11 protein-coding genes, 2 tRNA genes and 1 pseudogene are annotated in these 18,641 nt (G+C 62.0%); 9 read left to right on the forward strand and 5 right to left on the reverse strand.

What is annotated here, in order from left to right; genetic code table 11:
• Positions 1-188: 188 nt before the first annotated feature.
• Positions 189-647: a PilZ domain-containing protein gene (locus tag ACSLUQ_RS10310; protein WP_417773756.1), complete on the forward strand. Its 459-nt coding sequence runs from the start codon at positions 189-191 to the stop codon at positions 645-647.
• A 37-nt stretch (positions 648-684) separates the two neighbouring features.
• Here the strand turns inward: ACSLUQ_RS10310 and ACSLUQ_RS10315 are convergent, their stop codons facing one another.
• Positions 685-2,862 carry a malate synthase G gene (locus ACSLUQ_RS10315; protein ID WP_461808492.1) on the reverse strand — a complete coding sequence of 726 codons (2,178 nt, stop codon included), beginning with the start codon at positions 2,860-2,862 and terminating at the stop codon, positions 685-687.
• Between the two features lie 392 nt (positions 2,863-3,254).
• Here ACSLUQ_RS10315 and ACSLUQ_RS10320 point away from each other — a divergent pair, with 392 nt between their 5' ends.
• Both ACSLUQ_RS10320 and ACSLUQ_RS10325 read left to right on the forward strand, forming a co-directional pair.
• A complete protein-coding gene (locus ACSLUQ_RS10320) occupies positions 3,255-4,199 on the forward strand; it encodes a DMT family transporter (RefSeq protein WP_417773757.1) in 945 nt (314 codons plus the stop codon).
• Between the two features lie 45 nt (positions 4,200-4,244).
• Complete coding sequence (locus ACSLUQ_RS10325) at positions 4,245-6,758, forward strand: cation:proton antiporter (RefSeq protein ID WP_417773758.1); 2,514 nt, start codon at positions 4,245-4,247, stop codon at positions 6,756-6,758.
• Between the two features lie 67 nt (positions 6,759-6,825).
• On the opposite strand, the gene ACSLUQ_RS10330 is transcribed toward ACSLUQ_RS10325, so the two are convergent.
• The 4 genes from ACSLUQ_RS10330 to ACSLUQ_RS10345 form a co-directional block, all read right to left on the reverse strand.
• Entirely contained in the window at positions 6,826-8,280 is a 1,455-nt protein-coding gene (locus ACSLUQ_RS10330) for a sigma-54-dependent transcriptional regulator (protein WP_461808447.1), read from the reverse strand.
• Between the two features lie 380 nt (positions 8,281-8,660).
• Positions 8,661-10,787, reverse strand: a complete 2,127-nt coding sequence (locus tag ACSLUQ_RS10335) for an AfsR/SARP family transcriptional regulator (RefSeq protein WP_461808448.1) — start codon at positions 10,785-10,787, stop codon at positions 8,661-8,663.
• Positions 10,788-11,491: 704 nt separating this feature from the next.
• Positions 11,492-12,862 (reverse strand): protoglobin domain-containing protein, encoded by a 1,371-nt coding sequence (locus ACSLUQ_RS10340; RefSeq protein ID WP_417773761.1) that lies wholly within the window; start codon positions 12,860-12,862, stop codon positions 11,492-11,494.
• Between the two features lie 433 nt (positions 12,863-13,295).
• Positions 13,296-13,370: transfer RNA gene (locus tag ACSLUQ_RS10345), tRNA-Gln, on the reverse strand.
• A gap of 240 nt (positions 13,371-13,610) precedes the next feature.
• On the opposite strand from ACSLUQ_RS10345, the gene ACSLUQ_RS10350 reads away from it, so the two are divergent.
• The 6 genes and pseudogenes from ACSLUQ_RS10350 to ACSLUQ_RS10375 all read left to right on the forward strand — a co-directional run bounded on the left by ACSLUQ_RS10350 (position 13,611) and on the right by ACSLUQ_RS10375 (position 18,464).
• Positions 13,611-13,687: transfer RNA gene (locus tag ACSLUQ_RS10350), tRNA-Pro, on the forward strand.
• 261 nt (positions 13,688-13,948) lie between these two features.
• Entirely contained in the window at positions 13,949-14,461 is a 513-nt protein-coding gene (locus ACSLUQ_RS10355) for an ABC transporter substrate-binding protein (protein WP_461808449.1), read from the forward strand.
• A pseudogene (locus ACSLUQ_RS10360) lies at positions 14,461-15,512 on the forward strand (FecCD family ABC transporter permease). The gene ACSLUQ_RS10355 and the pseudogene ACSLUQ_RS10360 overlap by 1 nt, the downstream one beginning before the upstream one ends.
• A gap of 137 nt (positions 15,513-15,649) precedes the next feature.
• The gene (locus ACSLUQ_RS10365; RefSeq protein WP_461808493.1) at positions 15,650-16,285 is read left to right on the forward strand and encodes an ABC transporter ATP-binding protein; all 636 of its coding nucleotides are present in this window, start codon (positions 15,650-15,652) and stop codon (positions 16,283-16,285) included.
• Between the two features lie 11 nt (positions 16,286-16,296).
• Entirely contained in the window at positions 16,297-16,524 is a 228-nt protein-coding gene (locus ACSLUQ_RS10370; protein ID WP_461808450.1) for a plastocyanin/azurin family copper-binding protein, read from the forward strand.
• Positions 16,525-17,663: 1,139 nt separating this feature from the next.
• The gene (locus ACSLUQ_RS10375; protein ID WP_461808451.1) at positions 17,664-18,464 is read left to right on the forward strand and encodes a hypothetical protein; all 801 of its coding nucleotides are present in this window, start codon (positions 17,664-17,666) and stop codon (positions 18,462-18,464) included.
• Positions 18,465-18,641 lie beyond the last annotated feature (177 nt).

Below are 18,641 nucleotides of genomic sequence, written 5' to 3' on the forward strand. Positions count from 1 at the left end.
CTGGCGAGGGACACCGCACGCACCATGTAAACGCGTAAGCGGATGGCGGCACCCGGCAACGACCGGACAGGCGGACGCGGATATGTCGTGAGCGAGTTCCCGCCAAGGCTTGCATTCATTTCCGAGAGAACCCAGAAATTCTGGCAAGATACGATTCGTCGACACGCTTATCGGGTGGGAGAGAGAAGATGGCAGAGCCCCCACAGGGCAGCAACTTCGGTCCGTTCATTCAGATGGTTCTCGAACGCAACCGCACATCACCCGACGAGCCGCTTCGACCGCCACTTTCCAAGGAGAATTCCCGCCGCCGATCCGAGGGCGAAAAGCCTGAACGGCGCAGTGCGCCGCGTGCAAGAGGCGAAGCCGATGTCATGGTCCTGACCATGCGCGGCCCGGTCGCCGGCACGCTTGTCGACCTGAGCCTGACGGGGTGCAGCATCGAGGCCGACGAGCTTCCGAAACTCGCCATCAACGCCAGGATCGCGATTCTGGCGCACGGGCTCGAGATGCGCGCCGAGCGGCGCTGGGTGCACGGCGCAAGGTCGGGCTGGCGCTTCGTCTACAGCGAAACGGAACAGACCCGGCTCTCCGCCCTCCTGCCGCGACGCGCCGAGCGCTTCCCACACCCCTTCACCACCCGCGCCTGAGCGCGGGCGGCAGGACCAGAGGCGGAAAGGTCGAAAGTCAGCCGCGCGCGGATGCCTTCACCTCGAGACGACGGGCGTGCAGGATCGGCTCGGTGTAGCCCGACGGCTGGCTCGTGCCCTTGAACACCAGATCGCAGGCCGCCTTGAAGGCAATGGAGGCGTCATAGTCCTTCGCCATCGGCCGATAGAGCGGGTCTCCGGCGTTCTGGCCGTCGACGACGGTCGCCATGCGCTTCATCGTTTCCATGACCTGCGCCTGAGTGCAAACACCGTGACGCAGCCAGTTGGCGATGTGCTGCGAGGAAATGCGCAGCGTCGCCCTGTCCTCCATCAGTCCGATATCGTTGATGTCCGGCACCTTGGAACAGCCGACGCCCTGGTCGACCCAGCGCACAACGTAGCCGAGGATGCCCTGGGCGTTGTTGTCGAGCTCGGCCTGGATCTCTTCCGCCGTCCAGTTCGGCCGCTCGGCGACCGGGATCGAGAGAATGTCATCGAGGCTGGCGCGGCCGCGCGTGGCCAGCTCCTTCTGCCGGGCGGCGACATCGACCAGATGATAGTGCAGCGCATGAAGGGTCGCGGCGGTCGGCGACGGCACCCAGGCGGTGGTGGCGCCCGCCTTCGGATGGCCGATCTTCTGCTCCAGCATCGCCTGCATCAGATCGGGCATGGCCCACATGCCCTTGCCGATCTGGGCGTGCCCCGGCAGGCCGCACTCGAGGCCCACGTCCACATTCGAGTTTTCATAGGCCTGGATCCACGCAGCCGACTTCATGTCGCCCTTGCGAATCATCGGGCCAGCTTCCATCGACGTGTGCATCTCGTCTCCGGTGCGGTCGAGGAAGCCGGTGTTGATGAAGCAGACGCGGGCGGATGCAGCGCGGATGCACTCCTTGAGGTTGACCGTGGTGCGGCGCTCCTCGTCCATGATGCCCATCTTGAGCGTGTTGGCGGCAAGGCCCAGCACCTTCTCGACGCGAGAGAACAGCGTCTGCGCGAAGGCGACCTCCTCCGGCCCGTGCATCTTCGGCTTGACGATGTAGAGCGAGCCCGCGCGCGAGTTGGCGCGCAGGCCACCGCCATTGGCGCCACCGCTGCCGATGTCGTGCTTGGCGATCAGCGCCGTCATCATGGCATCGAGAATGCCCTCTGGGATCTCCCCGCCATCCTCGTCGAGAACCGCCGGCGTCGTCATCAGGTGACCGACGTTGCGCACAAGCATCAGCGAACGGCCGTGGAGGGTGAGCGCGCCGCCTTGCGGGGTGGTGTAGGTCCGATCCCCTTCCATGCGCCGGGTAACCGTCTTGCCGCCCTTCTCGAAACTGGCGGACAGATCGCCCTTCAGCAGGCCGAGCCAGTTGCGATAGGCGACGACCTTGTCCTCGGCATCAACCGCGGCGACGGAATCCTCGCAGTCCATGATGGTGGAGACGGCCGCCTCCAGCACCACGTCGGCGATGCCGGCGGCATCCGCCTTGCCGATCGGGCTCGTGCGGTCGACCACGATCTCCAGGTGAAGGCCGTTCTTGGTGAGGAGCACCGCGTCGGGGGCGGCGGCATCGCCGCGATAGCCGGCGAACTGGCCCGCGTCCTTCAACGTCATCTCGCCGCCAGCGGAAGATGCGACCACAAGAGTGCCGTCACGCACGCAAAGCCCGGCGGCCTCCGCCCAGGAGCCGGACAGTGGGGCGCGCGCGTCGAGAACCTGGCGCGCATAGGCCACCACCTCTGCGCCGCGCGCGGCGTCATAGCCGCCCGGCTTCGGCAGGCTGCCCATGGCATCCGTGCCGTAGAGCGCATCATAGAGCGAGCCCCAGCGCGCATTCGCCGCATTGAGCGCGTAGCGGGCGTTGGTGATCGGAACGACGAGCTGCGGGCCTGCGAGCGTGGAGATTTCCGGGTCGACATCGGCGGTCGTCACGGCGAAGTCGCCGCCCTCTTCCACGAGATAACCAATCTCGCGCAGGAACGCGGTGTAGGCCTTTAGGTCGACAGGACCGGGATGCGCACGGTGCCAGTCGTCGATCTTCGCCTGAAGCTCGTCGCGGCGAGCAAGAAGCTCGCGGTTCACCGGCGCGAGGTCGCGCAGAATGTCCGCGAACCCGGACCAGAAGTCACCAGCTGCGACGCCGGTTCCCGGCAGTGCCTCCTTCTCGACGAAGTCGCGCAATTCGGGGGCAATCTTCAGGCCGGCGATTTCGATGCGATCCATGATGCGTCGTGCTCCTGGGACTCTGTCTGCTGAAACCTTGTGAAGGGTACGAGGCGGCACGCGGCCGAACGCCGGGCGCTTCGCGGCGGATGCCATTGGTCACGGCATCCGGTTTTGCGCATCATCGAAGAAAGAGCGCCTACCGGTCAATCCGTCACAAATCGAAAAGACTTCCTCCACAGGAGAAAAAATCACGCGCGCCAAGACACCGGGCCGACTTGCATCGCCCGTGGCGATTGGTCATACGATATGGCAACCGGGGACCTGCCGCACGGCCTGCCCCCTCCTCCTCACGTTGCCCGATGCGCGGGCATCCCCCAAGACGAGGGCCTGGAACCGCCGGGGTGCCGGCCGATCCGCTTGCGCCTCCTCGAGAAACCCGGTCGCAATTCGCCATGTCCCAGTCAGGCACGTCCCTCACCGCCCGCTTCTACGCCCAGCCGCTCGTGCTGCTCTTCCTCACGACGCTGTTCTGGGGCGGTAACGCGGTCGCGGGACGGCTGGTGATCGGCGAGGTCTCGCCGCTTGCGGTGGTGTTCCTGCGCTGGATAGCGGTGTCGGGTCTGATGCTCGTTCTCTATGGGCGGCAATTGCGCGCCGAGATGCCCTTGCTGCGGCGTCACCTGCCGATGATCGTGGCGATGGGTGTTTGCGGTTTCACCGCCTTCAACTCCCTTTTCTATGTCGCTGCCCACAGCACGACCGCGGTCAATCTCGGCATCATCCAGGGCGCGCTGCCGGTCTTCGTCCTGATCGGGGCCTTCATCATCCTGCGCTCCCCCATCGGCGTTCTGCAGATCGTCGGAGCGCTGGTCACGCTTTCCGGCGTCGCCCTGATCGCCAGCCAGGGCAATCTCGCCCGGCTCGCCGCCCTTCAGATCAACCCGGGCGACGGGCTGATGATCGTCGCCTGTCTGCTCTACGCGCTCTACGCGATCCTGCTGCGCAACCGGCCGGCGGTGTCCGGGATGGTGTTCTTCGCCGCACTCTCGGTCGTCGCGGCGATCTCGTCGGTTCCGGTCGTCGCTTCGGAGATCATCCAGGGCACGGTGCAATGGCCGACCGCCAAGGGCTGGCTTATCGTCGCCTATATCGCCATCTTTCCGTCCTTCATCGCGCAGATCTTCTTCATGCGCGGTGTGGAACTGATCGGGCCCGGACGTGCGGGTGTCTTTATCAACCTCGTTCCGATATTCTCTTCACTGCTCGCGGTGGGGCTTTTGGGCGAGCCATTCCATCTTTATCACGCAGCGGCGCTCGTCCTTGTTCTGGTCGGCATCGCGCTTTCGGAACGCACCCGCCGAAAGCCCACGACACAAGGCAAAGGGGCCGACGCTTGACCGACGCACCATCGATTTGCCGCAGAGCGGTCCGATAGGAGGTCCATGCAAGCGCCACTTTTCATCGCCGCCATAGCCGGCCTTCTTGTCGTCATATCGCTGATCGAACCGCTTGCACGACGTCTCGGGCTGGCGGCGTCCGTGCTTCTCGCCGTGGTCGGCGTTGGCATCGGAGCTGCTTCGGCCTGGCTCTACCACACGCCGCGCACAGACGTTTTCAACGAGATCGCGAGCGTTTTCGTCAATCTGCCGCTTAACTCGAGCGGCATTTTGAACCTGTTCCTGCCGGTGCTGCTGTTCCAGACCACGCTGACGCTCGACGTGCGGCGCATGGCGGAGGATGCAGGCGTCATCTTCGCCATGGCGGTGGTGGCGGTGCTGGTGGCGACAGTCTTCATCGGCGCGGCCCTTGCCCCGTTCGCCGGTCTCTCCCTGGTTGCCTGCCTGCTGCTCGGCTCCATCGTCGCCACGACCGATCCCGTCGCCGTCGTGGCCATCTTCCGCGACATCGGCGCGCCGGCCCGCCTCGGGCGGTTGGTCGAGGGTGAGAGCCTTCTCAACGATGCGGCGGCGATCGCGCTTTTCGTCATCCTGCTCGGCGTTCTCACTGGCGGCCAGACGCCGAGTGTGCTCGACGGATTGTCAATCTTCGGCTGGAGCCTGCTCGGAGGCCTGACACTCGGCTATCTGGGTGCCCAGACGCTCGTCCGCCTGCTGCCTGTCGTGCGCGAGTTCCGCCTGGCGCAGGTCACGTTGAGCGTGGCGCTGCCCTACCTCGTCTATGTGCTTGCCGAGCATGTGGCAGGCGTTTCCGGTGTCGTCGCGGTCGTGGCTGCGGGCATCGTCATCAATCTGGTCGGACCGACGCGTGTGAGCCCCGACGGCTGGACTTACCTCAACGACGTCTGGAACCAGATCGCCTTCTGGGCCTCGTCGCTGATCTTCATGCTCGCCTCGATCCTGATCCCCAAACTGCTGGTCGATGTCGGCTGGTCGGACCTCGGTCTGCTTGTCATCGTCATCGTCTCCGCGCTGGTCGCACGCGGCGTCGTGCTCTTCGGACTGTTGCCATTGATGTCCGCGTTGAAGCTGTCGCAACCGGTGAGCACACCGTTCAAGACCGTCATGCTGTGGGGCGGCATGCGCGGCGCGATCACCCTGACGCTGGCGCTCGGCGTCACCGAGAACGCGGCGATCGATCCGCAGGTTCAGCGCTTCGTCGCCGTTCTTGCCACCGGTTTCGTGTTGTTCACGCTGCTCGTCTACGGCACGACACTGAAACCCCTCATCCGCATCTTCGGCCTCGACAAGCTCGCCCCCATCGACGTGGCGCTGCGCTCTCAGGTGCTCGCCCTCGCCCTGGCGGAGGTGCGAGAGGGCATCTCTCGTGCCGCCAAGAGCTATGGCATGGCTCCCGAGATCGCCGAAAACGTCGATCGTCCCTACCGCCAGCGCCTGTCGAACGAAGCGGAAGGGGCCAGTGGCGCGGCCGAGATCCTCGACAGAGACCGGGTCACGCTCGGACTGGTCGCGCTGTCGAACCGGGAACGCGAGATCGTCCTGCGCCACCTGCTCCAGCGTACCGCCTCAAGCCACACGGCGGAGGTCATGCTCGCGAAGATCGGACGGATCGGCGATGCCGCGCGCTCCGGCGGACGCATCGAGTACAACCGCGCCGCGCGTGACGCGCTCGCCTTCCCCGCGACAATGCGGATGGCGCAATGGTGCCAGCGGCGTCTGATGTACGACCGCTGGCTCGCCCGCCTGCTCGCCGACCGCTACGAGATGCTGCTGCTGAAACGCATCGTACTCGACGAGTTGCTGGCCTTCACCGGCGAGAAGATCGAGCCGCTGCTCGGTCACCGTGTGACGGAGATCCTCACGGAGATCCTGCTGCATCGGCGCGAAGCGACCGTGACCGCGCTCGAGGCGCTCAGGCTCCAGTATCCCGACTACGCCGACAGTCTCGACCAGCGTTTCCTGCAAAAGGCGGCCCTGCGCATCGAGGAGGACGGATACCGCACGCTGTTCTCGCAGAACCTGATCGGCGCGGAGCTGTTCTCCAATCTTGCACAGACCGCGCACCATCAGCGCGCCCATGCCGACCGCCGTCCGAAGCTGGACCTCGGCATGCATACCGAGGAGCTTGCCGGCCAGCTCCCCCTCTTCCACGATCTCTCGCCGGAGCGCGTCCACGCGATCTCGAAGCTGATGCAGCCGCGCTTTGCCGTTCCCGGAGAGACCATCATCCGCAAGGGGGAGCACGGCGACACGGCCTATTTCATCTCCTCCGGCGCGGTAGAGGTGGTCACCGGGCAACAGCGCATCCGCCTCGGCCGCGGCGACGTCTTCGGCGAGATCGCGCTCCTGACTGGCGGGCTGCGGACTGCGGACGTTCACGCCCTCGGATATTGTCATCTGCTGGTGCTGACGCGCTCCGACTTCCGCGAACTGTTGCGCCGGGATCCAGATCTGCAGACGCAGATGAGCGTGATGGTCCGCGAGCGCCAGGCGATGAACGCGCAGGCAGTGGAAGACGCGGCAGCCGAGGACACATGAGGGACCGCGCGAGTCGAGTCCATGCGGTCGCTCGTCGTAATCACCATGCCGCGCGCCGGCAGTCGGCTCAGGACGACGGTGCGTCGCCGGTCTCCCGCTCGCTCCACATCTGGATACGCCGATAGATCGTCGAGGGACTGACCCGAAGCGCCTGGGCGGCGCGTGGGATGTTGCCACCGCATTGCTCGATGGCGCGTTCGATGGTGCGGCGAATGACCGTTTCCAGCGGTTCGATGGCATGCCGGGCGGACAGGCCTGACAGCTCCGCATCGACGATGGGCGGCGCGCCGGCCGACTGCAGGGTGGCCAGCGGAGCGACGACGGCCCTCGCTGCCTCTCTGACCAGGGCGGGCAGCATGGTTTCATCCATGACCTCGCCATCGTTGAGGACGACGGCCCGGCGGATGGCGTTTTGCAGCTGCCGGATGTTGCCTGGCCAGTCGCAGGCAAGCAGGGCCTGCTCGCAGCTTTCGCTGAAGCTGCGAAACCGCTTGTCATCCTCCGCCGAAAAGGCGGCCAGAAACTCCCGCGCGATCAGCAGTACGTCGTCCTCACGTTCGCGCAAGGGAGGCAGCTCTACCGGAACCACATGCAGGCGGTAGAAAAGGTCCTCGCGAAAACGCCCTTCCTCGACCTCGACCTGGGGATTGCGGTTGGTGGCGCAGACGATGCGCACATCGACCGGCCGCACGGCATCCTCGCCCACCCGCTGCACCGAGCGCTCCTGGAGAACGCGCAGCATCTTCGACTGCAGCTCGAGGTCCATCTCGCAAATCTCGTCGAGAAACAGCGTCCCACCGTCGGCGGACAACATCGCTCCCAGCCTGTCCGACACAGCACCGGTGAAAGCGCCGCGGCCATGGCCGAAGATCTCGCTTTCGAGCATTCCCTTCGGAATGGCCGCGCAATTGATCGTGATCATCGGCCCCTTGGCCCTGCGGCTCATGCCATGGATCGCGGCGGCACACAGCTCCTTCCCCGTTCCGCTCTCTCCGGTGATGAAGATCGTGGCGTTGGTGGGGGCGGCATTGTGCAGGATGCGATAGACGGTGCGCATGGCGCGCGAACGGCCGATCATGCCGGCCAGACGGTCCGGCTCCTCGCTTTCGTCGGCCTCCGCAGCCAGTTCCTCGATGCGGTGAGCCATGCACACCCGGTCGAGAGCATTGCGCAAGGTGACCCTCAGCCGCTCGGCGGAAAACGGCTTCATGATAAAGTCGTAGGCCCCCTCGCGCATGGCCTCCACGGCCATTTTGACAGACGCTTGACCGGTGACGAGCACAACTTCACAAGCCGCCCGGCGGCGCTTGATGTCGCGCATCAGGTCGAGGCCATTCCCGTCGGGAAGGTTGACATCGATGACGATGACCGAAGGACATGCCTCCTCGACCGCCTCCAGGGCGCTGGCGCAGTCAGGCGCGATCAGGACCTCGACGTCCTGCGGCTCGAGATAGGCGCGATAGGTCTCGGCGAGGGCACGTGTGTCCTCGACCAGCAAGACCTTGGGCCGGTTCGCTGTCATCCCCTTCAAAAACCACCCCTGTCGGCGGACGCCCGCTTTCTCGTGCGGTCAGCAAGGACCAGCGCCTGGCGCGGGTCTCGAGACGAGCCATCCATGTTTCTACCGGATTACCCCGGAAGCCGAAATTCCCAGTTTGGCTATAAAGCCATGCGTTTCCTCCGCGCGCCGATGCCCTGATCGCAAGCCAACTCCCGAAATCGTGCCCGAGAAGGCATGCCGCCCGGCAAGGCCAACAGCTTGCGCGAAGGCAAGTATACGCCAGAAGAGCCCGAATAAAATTGACATGCCAACGTCAATTCGCCGCCCTGAGAGCGTTCAGGCAATGGTAGTTCTCACCATACGCACCGCCCCGGTGCGGCGCGCCGGCGCCAAGCGGCGCCTCACGGCTGCTGCCGCGGATCCGTTGGGGCGAGATCATCGGGAAGAACGATGCCTGCCCGGGCGAGATTGTCGCGCAGGGACGCCCAGACCTCGGGCGAACCGATGGGAAGACAGTTTCCGATCCAACGAAAGATATCCGCGTTCTCCGGCCGGCTCGGCAGCACCCATCGATCGCGGATACGCTTGCACAGGCGCTCCCCCTGCTGCCGCGCGCCCTCGACGCCGCCCGTCATGACCAGCGCGGCCAGATGCCAGGCATCGCCGATGAGACAGGCGCCATGCGCCTTTTCCTGGGCCCGCACAGCCGCAGCTCCCTCCCCGCACAAGACCATAGTTCCCGCGAAGAGGCTCCACTGCAGCGGAGAAAAAGGAAGCCCGCGGTCGCGCACCCGAAGCGCGGTGCTGAGCGCCTCCGCCGAATGCCCGTTGCAGGCCAGGCCATAGGCAGCGGACAATGCGACCCAGGGGTCGCTGTCGTTCAGATCGAGCGCCTTTCGGTGATGGCGTTCGGCAATGCCGAACCGGCGTTGCAAGGCGGCGCTCCAGGAAAAACAGGAATGGGCGCGGCAATCGAACGGATCGAGGCCGAGCGCGGTTCCCGCAAGTGCGCTCGCGCGCTCCAACGAGCGATGGGAGTAGCTCGTGCCCGGAAACACCAGGTGACGTGCATTGATAACCTGGGCGAGGCCCGAGTAAGCCGGAGCGTAGCGCGGATGTTCCTCGATCAACGCGCTGAAGACCGCCTCGGCACGCAGCGAATCCTCGATACGCATGGAATTCAGCAGTCCGCGCCCGCGAAGCAGCCGGTCGTAAACATCGAGTTCCGCGTCCGGCAGGTTTGCCAGTTCCTGAAGCCGCTCGGCCGAGATATGGGCATTGGTGGCCATGGCGATCTCGCCGAGCAGCGAAAGCTGGCGCGACATCAGGACATCAAGAGGCACTTCCGAAGTCCGCCCCCAGACATAGTGGCCCGTCCTGTGGTTCTTCACGGTCACCGTATAGGCAGCCCGGCCCTCGGCGCGCATGGCTGCGACGCCGATGCGGTAGACAGGGATGCTCGAGCGTTCCAACTCGTCATCCACCGTGTCGATCACCGTCCACTCGCGAAAGCGAAGGAGGCGGGCAACGAGGTCGTAGCGGAAGATCTCCGCGAGCGGTCCGTCGCCGCCGGCGCGCATCACCGCGCTCACCGGATCGACCACCACGACAAGATGCCCGTCAGCGCTACGGCCGGCGGAAGACCGGCCAGCCGGCCGCGCAGGAGGAAGAGGCGCGGCGGCGGGAGCCTCCGCGAACCCCGGCTGCCCGGAGGCGGTCGCCTCCGACGCAAGATCGAAGTGTTCGGGGAAGCGCCCGAGCTTGATCTCGACGATCAGCGCCTGGGTCTCGCTGGAGGGTTGGGTGTCGAATTCCTCCTCCAGGACATTCCAGAGGTCTTCGTAGGCGCGAAGCGCCGTCGCATAGTCCCCGTTCGCGGCACGCGCCCTGATGAAGGCACGGCAGGCCGGTTCGTGAGTCGGATCCAGATTGAGAAGCGCGAGGGCCGCATCCTCGACCCGACTCAAGTCGCCGTCGACCGCCGCGATGCGAGGTTCCAGCAGGCCGCGCAACTCGTCGTGCAACTGTTGTCGCCGCACCCGCAGCCATGCGGTGAACGGTTCCGCCAGCACCTCCCCTCCCTCGAACAACCGCTCGGACAGCCGCCTCTCGTGCAGCAGGCGTGGAGGCAACCTGTCTCCCGGCTTGAGCAGGACATCGACGTCCGTTCTGACCCGCGCCAGGTCGACGGCGATCGCCTGCTTGTCGCTCGACAGTCCGTCGAAACCGAGGGTTTCGAGATTGCGCCGGAGGATCAGCAGCGTCTGACGCAGCGAGGACCGCGCGTGGTGCTCCGAACTGTCTTCCCAGAACAGATTGGCTGCGGCTTCTCGCGGCAAGTGGCCGTCCGGCGACAGGCACAGGCGCGCCAGCAGCCCCTCGGCCTTGCGCGAGCGGAAGGTGACCGGAATTCCGTCAACGGCAAACCGGGGAGCGCCAAGCACGACGACATCGAGCACCGGCCCACTGCGAGCGGTTTCAGAGCGCGACGGCGCGTCCTGCGCGCGTCTGGTTCGCCGGTCTTCCAAGCTATTTCCCCCCGCCGCCCGTAATTCGCCGCGAGCCTGGAACACCCGGTCGACGTTGCCTCATCCCGGTCGGGCGGCGCACCTGCCAAATGCGCCCTTCCACCCAAGGCTGAGAAAATCACGGACAGATAACGCTAATTGGTGTTGCATCCGAATAACAAGAAATTGTTGCAATCGGTATCGACTACAAGCGCCTATGCGACCGCGGGGAGACCGGCCCCGCAGTCATAAAAGACATATGAATCAGTTTGTTGCCTTCTCCTTCAGGAGGAACGACGCGTTCTTGGGTCGGCCGCTCGGCCAACCCCGCACAGGTGCCATCGAACGGCAAGGTCGAGGCCGGCCTCGTTGAGAGGCGTCCGTTTCGATGCACGGCGAGCTTTGGAAGCCTTTTCGGTTTCAGCTCACACGTGACCCAACTGGGCCGGGGAATTTCCCCCGGCCCGTTTTTCCCGCCACCAGCACAAGAGGCTGGAACGGGGGGCTTGCGGAAGGTGCCCGTCATCGCTTTGGGCACGGAGCAAGCCGCCAGAATTGTGGGAAGCAGAATCGCCCGACGACGCAGCGCTGGAATTGCGCATTCGACGGGCAACGGGTTTTCAGTAGATGCTTTTGGGAGGAAATTCAGAAGGATCGGCCACCCGCACGCGATACTCGCGGCGGGTGGTCTTTTTTTGTCGAACTGACTGCCCCGGGCAATCGCCTCAGGCCACGTGCACTTTCGTGTCCTCGCCCTGCAACCGTCGAATATCGGAGAAGAAGTCGCGGATATCCTTAGTGATGGACTTGGCGTGCCCCTGAAGGTCGGACGAGACTACAAGGAAACTTGTGGCCGCACCCTCCGTCTTCTCGATCGCATCGCTCACACTTGAGACATTGCGGTTGAGAGTGGAGGTTCCTTGGGCCGCCTGCTGCACGTTGATCGAGATCTCGCGCGTCGCCGCACCCTGCTCCTCGACCGCGGCTGCAATTGCAGCGGTAAGACTGTCGATCTCGCCCACAGTCGAGGCAATCGACCCGATGGTGGCAACCGCGCGCGTCGTCGCGGCCTGCACCTCCGACACCTGCTTGGCGATGTCCTCGGTTGCCTTGGAGGTCTGGCCGGCCAGCTGCTTCACCTCCTGCGCGACGATGGCGAAACCGCGTCCCGCCTCGCCGGCGCGCGCCGCCTCGATGGTGGCGTTCAGCGCCAGCAGGTTGGTCTGCTCGGCAATCGCCTGGATCAGGCCGATCACATCGCCGATCTTCTGGGCGGTGACCGAGAGCAGGCCGACCTCGGAAGAGGCGTTGTCCGTGATTCCGGTGGCGCGGCGGGCAACGTCGGAAGCTCCGGAGATCTGACGCGCGATCTCGACGATCGAGCTGGCGAGCTCCTCGGCCGCGGCCGCAACCGTCTGGACGTTGCAACTGGTCTGCTCGGACACTGCAGAGGCGGACAGGGCCTCCTCCGACGCGGCGTTTGCCACAGCCTTCAGATTTCCGGCGCCGGCGCCGACCTGATCGGCGGTATTGCCGACGGCCTGCAGCGCACCATCCACCTTGACCTGGAAGCGGTCGACAGCTTCCTTCAGGGTCTTGGTCCGGTTCTCCTGCGCCTCCATCAGAATCTCTTGATAGGTAGAGATCGCATAGTCGAGATCGAGCATGACTGCACGGTTCATCGCCTGGATCGTCACCGTCAGGCGCTTCGGCGACAAGCGGTACTTTCGCACCACGATCGCGACAAGTTCGTTCAGGACAAACTGATAGCCGGCGATGTACCAGCGCGGCTCGAGGCCGATACGGACGTGAGCCCGCCCGATCCGGTTGATGCTGTCGACATATTCCTGGTCGAACGCGGCGTGAAACAGACGCCCCCAATGGGCTTTCTGCGCGCTCTCCAGCGAGGCTTGTCGGCTGCCGACCAGATTCTTCAACGCAGGCTCGGACATGACGTGCTTGTAAAAGCGACGCAAAATGTCGTCCAGATGCGCTTCCACCACAGGCCAGAGCGCGCGAAGGCAGTCTCTGGTTTCATCGGTAATGCAGGCAAAGGAGACGCGACGCCCGACTTGCTCAATTTCTGTTTTCGACATCTGGGGGGGCCTCTATTCAATTCCGAAAACAAGTGTCCCCTATATTTCTTGAGATTCGACTAATTTTTGCCAGCCCTTCCGTAGGGTTTTTAAAAAACAAACCACAACAGCCAATCGCACGAAGATTAAAATAATCCTTTGAAATCAAATGCATAAAAGCGAGACCCAAAATTCCCGCGCGAAAATCTCTCCGAAGGCCGCACTGCCGCTGCGTTCCAGGATATCCCCGAAAAAATGAATACTGACGCAGAAAATCAAAAACCCGCAGATTTACGCAATTTACCGAAAATATTCATTTAAATATGAAAGAAAACCCCTGCAATCGCAGCAGGAAATCTGCAACAGCGAATTCATGTCGCAATAAAACGGAATTAAGGGCGCGATGCCGGCAAAGCCATCGGTGGAAACTCCGGCCGAGGCAGCGCTCGGAAACTGGCTGGGGCGGCAGGATTCGAACCTGCGCATGACGGTACCAAAAACCGTTGCCTTACCACTTGGCGACGCCCCACCGTTTGCGGTCGCCTGTATAGCCAGCAGCCATCGGAGACGCAAGCACGGCATTGTCATGGCCACCTTCCCCAACGGCGCGAACAAGCGCCTACCGGCGACAACGCCTGTCATCCACAGGCTGATTCAATTTCGAGGCAACGTCGGGCTTGCAGTCGCAAAATCATGGTGCTAATAACCCGCCACACAGACGAAATGCCTGCGGCGGCGACGCTCGACACGGCAGGTTTTCTGAAAATGTCGGAGTGTAGCGCAGCCTGGTAGCGCACCTCGTTCGGGACGAGGGGGTCGCAGGTTCAAATCCTGCCACTCCGACCATTATTTGAAGACATTTAAGCATATTTCCTGACTTTCCCGTGAATCCAGATAGAAACGCGGTATTGTCGACGCCGTTCCTAGTCGCCTTATCTACCGGCACAGCGAGCTCTTGCTGGTGAATTTGGACGACTTCCAACTCCTGCCTTTCCCAGCATCGGTTTGTTTCTCTTTTCTGAACAGTTTTTGGGCCAGCGAGATACTGGACGCGTCCCCCCTCATACTCGCGAGGCCAGCCGGGCAGAAGTTGACGCGCATCGCGAAATGCGCATCCCCGCAAGCCTTTTCAACCAGAAGATGAAGGCCCTTGCCTCTCCGAACACCCTCCCGCCTAAAAGAAACGTGTCAAAGTTCCGCCAATTGAGCGCGGATGAAAAGGGAATACGGTGCGGATCACCCATCACCGGTGTGTTCTGGTATTCGTCCGCGGATCTCGCGATCGATCCCTATGTCGCCGGCGTCAATGCGGTTCCCGGCTGGATGCTCTCCACCCTGGGTGTCTCGAACGCCGTAACCTCCCGCGAGGAATGGCCGACAGTGGGCTGGGAAACGATTGCAACCGCCGACCCAGCCTTCATCGTCGCGGCAGATATGGAACGCCGCCGCTTGCCGGCCGATGACATCGCGGTCAAGCGGGCGTTTCTCGCGAGCGACCCTCTGACGCGGGAAATGGACGCCGTGAAGGAAGGGCGTATCATCGTCATAGACGCCAACGCGATAGATCCGTCGGTGCGCTCCATATTCGCGCTTGAGGCGTTGGCGCAAGCCCTGTCCTGATACGGTCTCGCCCAAGGACGGGCAGCGCAGCGATCCGCTCCGTGAGATGGCTGTGGCTGGCTACCCCATTGCTGGCCGCTGCGCTTCTCCTTGCCACGGTTGTTGGCGAAACGCGTATCCCGCTCTCGACCGTTCTCCAGGTGCTTTCGGCAAAGCTCGGATTTTCCGACCAGACGCTCGACCCCATTCAGGCCAGCGTCATCTGGCACTATCGCCTGCCCAGGGCCGTTGTCGCGGCCAGCGGTGGAGCCGGGCTGCGCTGTCCGGATGATCCTACAGGCGCCGCTGCGCAATCCGCCGGCCGAGCCATACCTTTCTAGGTATCTCGACCGGCGCGCACACCGGAGCTGTCACGGTCACCTTGGCGGGGGTGGGAGCTGGCGTCATCAGCATGTCGGCAGGCGCATTTGTCGGGGCGCTGGCCGCCTTCGCGCTTGTTGCGGTAGTGGCGAAAGCGGCCTGCGGAGGGGTCGGCGTTCGGGGCACCGGCATCATCATTCTCGCCGGCATTGCGGGATTGCAGATGTTCAATGCTCTCACGGCGTTGATCATTGCTCAGTCCGCCAGCGCGGAACAGGCGCGCGGCATAATGTTCTGGCTGCTCGGCAACCTCTCCGACGTACGCTGGCCAGATGTACAGCTGGCCCTGCCGATGGCCTTTCTCGGGATCGCGATATCCCTCTGGCACGCGCGAACGCTCGATACCTTCACGTTCGGCTCTGACAGTGCCGCCTCGCTCCGCATCGACGTACGTCGTGCGCAGGCCATCCTCATCGCGACCGCTGCCTTCATGACGGCAATCGTTGTCTCGATTGCCGGCGCGATCGGCTTCGTGGGACTGGTCATTCCACATGCGATGCGCCTCCTGGTCGGCCCACGTCATACCCGGCTTGTCCCCGCGAAAACGCTGGCCGGAGCGGTGTTCCTGGTTCTGTCCGACGTTGTCTCGCGGATCGTTATCCCCGGTCAGGTTCTGCCGATCGGGGTTATCATGGCACTGGTCGGCGCACCGGCCTTCGGTCTGATCATGGTCCGAGGGCGGCAGAGATGAACGACAGTCCTGAACTCGAGTTCTCCGGTGTCAGCTGGGCTACGCGGGACCGATCGATTGTCTCCTTTATCGACCTTCGACTGAAGCGACGAGAAACGCTGGGCCTGATCGGCCCCAATGGGTCCTGAAAATCCACGCTGCTCAGCCTGATGGCCTACCTTCGCGCCCCTACGGAAGGTGAGGTGCGCCTGCAGGGCCGGTCGATGGCCCGGATGCGGCGGCGCGAAATCGCCCAACGCCTCGCGCTCGTCGAACAGGCTTCCGACACGGGCGAGCGGATCACGGTACGGGATGCGGTGGAGCTCGGACGTACCCCCTGGGTGGGCTCGCTGCGCCGGTGGAGTTGCGAGGATGACCTCGCCGTGACGAATGCCTTGGGCGCAGTGTCGGTGGACCGCTTGGCCAAGCGCGACTGGTCCAAGCTTTCCGTCGGAGAACGGCAGCCCGCGCACATTGCCAGGGCCCATGCGCAGCGGCCCGAGATCCTGCGGCAGGACAAACCGACAAACCATCTCGACGTGCATCATCAGCTCGCAATTCCGGATCTTGCGTCGAGCCTGGCGGTGACGACCGTGGTCACGCTTCATGACCTGCAGCACGCACTACGCTGCGATCGGCGTCAGGTCATGGAAAGTGGCCGTTGCATTGCCCTGGAGCCACCGGCGGAGGTGCTGACGCCCGCCCTTGTCCGAGACGTGTTCCGCATTCACGCCGAGCTCATTCCGCATCCCTCAGGTGGTCTCCCGGTCTTCTCGTTTCAACGCCTCTCCTGAGGGAGCATCCCATGCCAACGCGACTGACATTGCTTCTCGTCCTTCTGGCGACACAGGCGTTCGCCGAAACCCACGAAGTGAAAATGCTAGACCGCAACCGGACAGGCGCCATGCCGTTCGAGCCCGACTATATATTCGTCCAGCCCGGAGAGACTGTCAGGTTCGCCGCAGCATCTCCGGGCCACAATGCGGCAACCATCGACGGCATGATCCCCGAAGGGGCAACGACGTTCGTTTGAAGAGATCACGGTAACACTGCCCCAGGAAGGCGTTTGGGGCATCAAGTGTTCACAGCACTACACAATGGGGATGGTCATGCTGATCCAGGTCGGCGACACGCCGGCAACCGAAGCCGACCTTCCTGACGATCTCCCGCCGGCAGCGCGCCAACGGATGCTCGAAATCCTTGAACGCCAAAAGACGGCAAGATGAGCCCCTCCTCCCCGTTGTTCGGCATCATGCCAATTCGCCCTACAAACTCATCGACAGGGGGGGCAGCTTACCGTTGCAAGTATATTGTCCGCCTCGCACTCGGCACTCGGAATTGCGGATGACAGACAATCAATCGCGAGAGGGCCCGCGGTGCGGATCCGCTGTTCAAGCAGTCCCACCAAACCCGAACCGACGACATCCTCAGACACCGCAAGTGCATGACCGACTTTCCGGGTTTACAAGTCGTATGCTAAATGCAATCGACACACTGAATAGTTGTACCTCTGATAAGGAATGAGGGGCTGCTTCTGCGATGCAAGGTTCCGATCAGCGCCTGTGTAGGCCGGCATTGAACTCCCACACACAGCAGAAACGCATCAACCGACGGGCAAAGTTAAAATGACATATTGCACAAAATGAACTACTCGCAAAATACGTATTCAAACAGAATAAAAAACCCAAAACAGATTCACGCCGCAGAAGAACTTAAATATCGCCTCCCGTGCTCATCAGAGCCCCCGACCTACAATCGAGAATGTGAAGCAGAATTTTGTTCTTATCAAACCTGTTGATCATGTCTGTTGATTGAAATGCCGTTCGCCGATGTAGAAGCACCTGATGGTAACCGACATCGAGTGGTTGGTTCTTCCTTCCGCCGATTGTGCTAAACCAGTTCCGGTTTTGGCAACACAATCACATGCCGGTCGGCTTTGCCAGCTAGGCCTCCCTTGGCGAGGAACCTGCGGAACGCATCATCGACAAAGACACCCATCGCCTGGTCCTAGTAGCCAACTGGAAGTCGGGCGAAGATCTGTGGCTGATCGACTTTAGCGCCCCGTGGAGGGCAGGACGAAATGATCAAAAATGCGAAAAAAATTTGAAGGCAAGCAGTTCAAGTCCTTGAACCGATGGCGGACGGAAAATTCTGTGTTAAGGAGTGGTGACATTGCAGAATAACCTCCTTTACCTCGTGCGCATTGACGCGCTAGCTAAACCGCTCCTAGTTATCTTATCTTTGGTCATTCTGGTACCAGATTTAGCTTATTCTGGCGAATCTAAATCTAAGTGCTACCCCTTCTTTTCAAAAGAAAAATCCATTTTGGAACTATACCCAGCTATTTTTGACATCAAGAACGGGCTAAATACTATTAATCGCGCTCCAGATGATATGTACACCAAAGATAAAAACACGAATAGAAAAACAATCACCGTGTTAAGCAATTTAGAAATTTACAGTGACTCGGAGATAAATTTTGAATTCCAAGTAATTTCCATATTTCATCCGCCAAAAATTATTTATAAGACCATTCCAGATAAATCACCCTCCGGAATTAGAATTGATGATGCAAACATTTTGATTGTTAGTTCACGAGACGACTTATCCAAGAACTGGAGCGAACTCACCACGCGCGAGACAAATATGCATGTGTCGACTGTACCTGGTTGCCGCGTCATAAGGCACATCCGGAAAAATCGTGTTATGCGCACTTTGGTGGAGGTGAATCCAAAACAGGCAAGGTATCAGGGGCGATCGTGCATACGCGCAGGAATATTGATGGGGCTTGGTCTGAATAACCTAGAAATTCTGTCCGGGCCCGAATATGTACGCACCAACCACGAGGATGAATACATGTTCCTCTTCACAAAAGATACTGGACTTATGCAAATATCTGTTCCGGAAGTGTCACCAGGAATGTCAATTGACGACTTTGAAAAAGTTAGAAGATCCCTTACCTGTGAAGATTAACTCCACGCAATTCATCAATTTATTAAAAATGGAGCCACCATATGACTTCCAAAAATTGTGACGTTGCCCCAGTGAATTAATCCAGGTTGAAGTAGGCTCTGGCCCGACGAGAAGGACCAGAGATGAAGCGCAACCGGTTTTCCGAAGAACAGATCATAGGCATATTGAAGGAGCACG

It is taken from the genome of Stappia sp. ICDLI1TA098 (assembly GCF_054880955.1).

Coding starts and splice junctions, on each gene's coding strand:
- ACSLUQ_RS10355 (WP_461808449.1), top strand. CDS start 13,949: ATGCGCATCCCCGCAAGCCTTTTCAACCAGAAGATGAAGGCCCTTGCC.
- ACSLUQ_RS10325 (WP_417773758.1), top strand. CDS start 4,245: ATGCAAGCGCCACTTTTCATCGCCGCCATAGCCGGCCTTCTTGTCGTC.
- ACSLUQ_RS10320 (WP_417773757.1), top strand. CDS start 3,255: ATGTCCCAGTCAGGCACGTCCCTCACCGCCCGCTTCTACGCCCAGCCG.
- ACSLUQ_RS10340 (WP_417773761.1), bottom strand. CDS start 12,862: ATGTCGAAAACAGAAATTGAGCAAGTCGGGCGTCGCGTCTCCTTTGCC.
- ACSLUQ_RS10370 (WP_461808450.1), top strand. CDS start 16,297: ATGCCAACGCGACTGACATTGCTTCTCGTCCTTCTGGCGACACAGGCG.
- ACSLUQ_RS10330 (WP_461808447.1), bottom strand. CDS start 8,280: ATGACAGCGAACCGGCCCAAGGTCTTGCTGGTCGAGGACACACGTGCC.
- ACSLUQ_RS10310 (WP_417773756.1), top strand. CDS start 189: ATGGCAGAGCCCCCACAGGGCAGCAACTTCGGTCCGTTCATTCAGATG.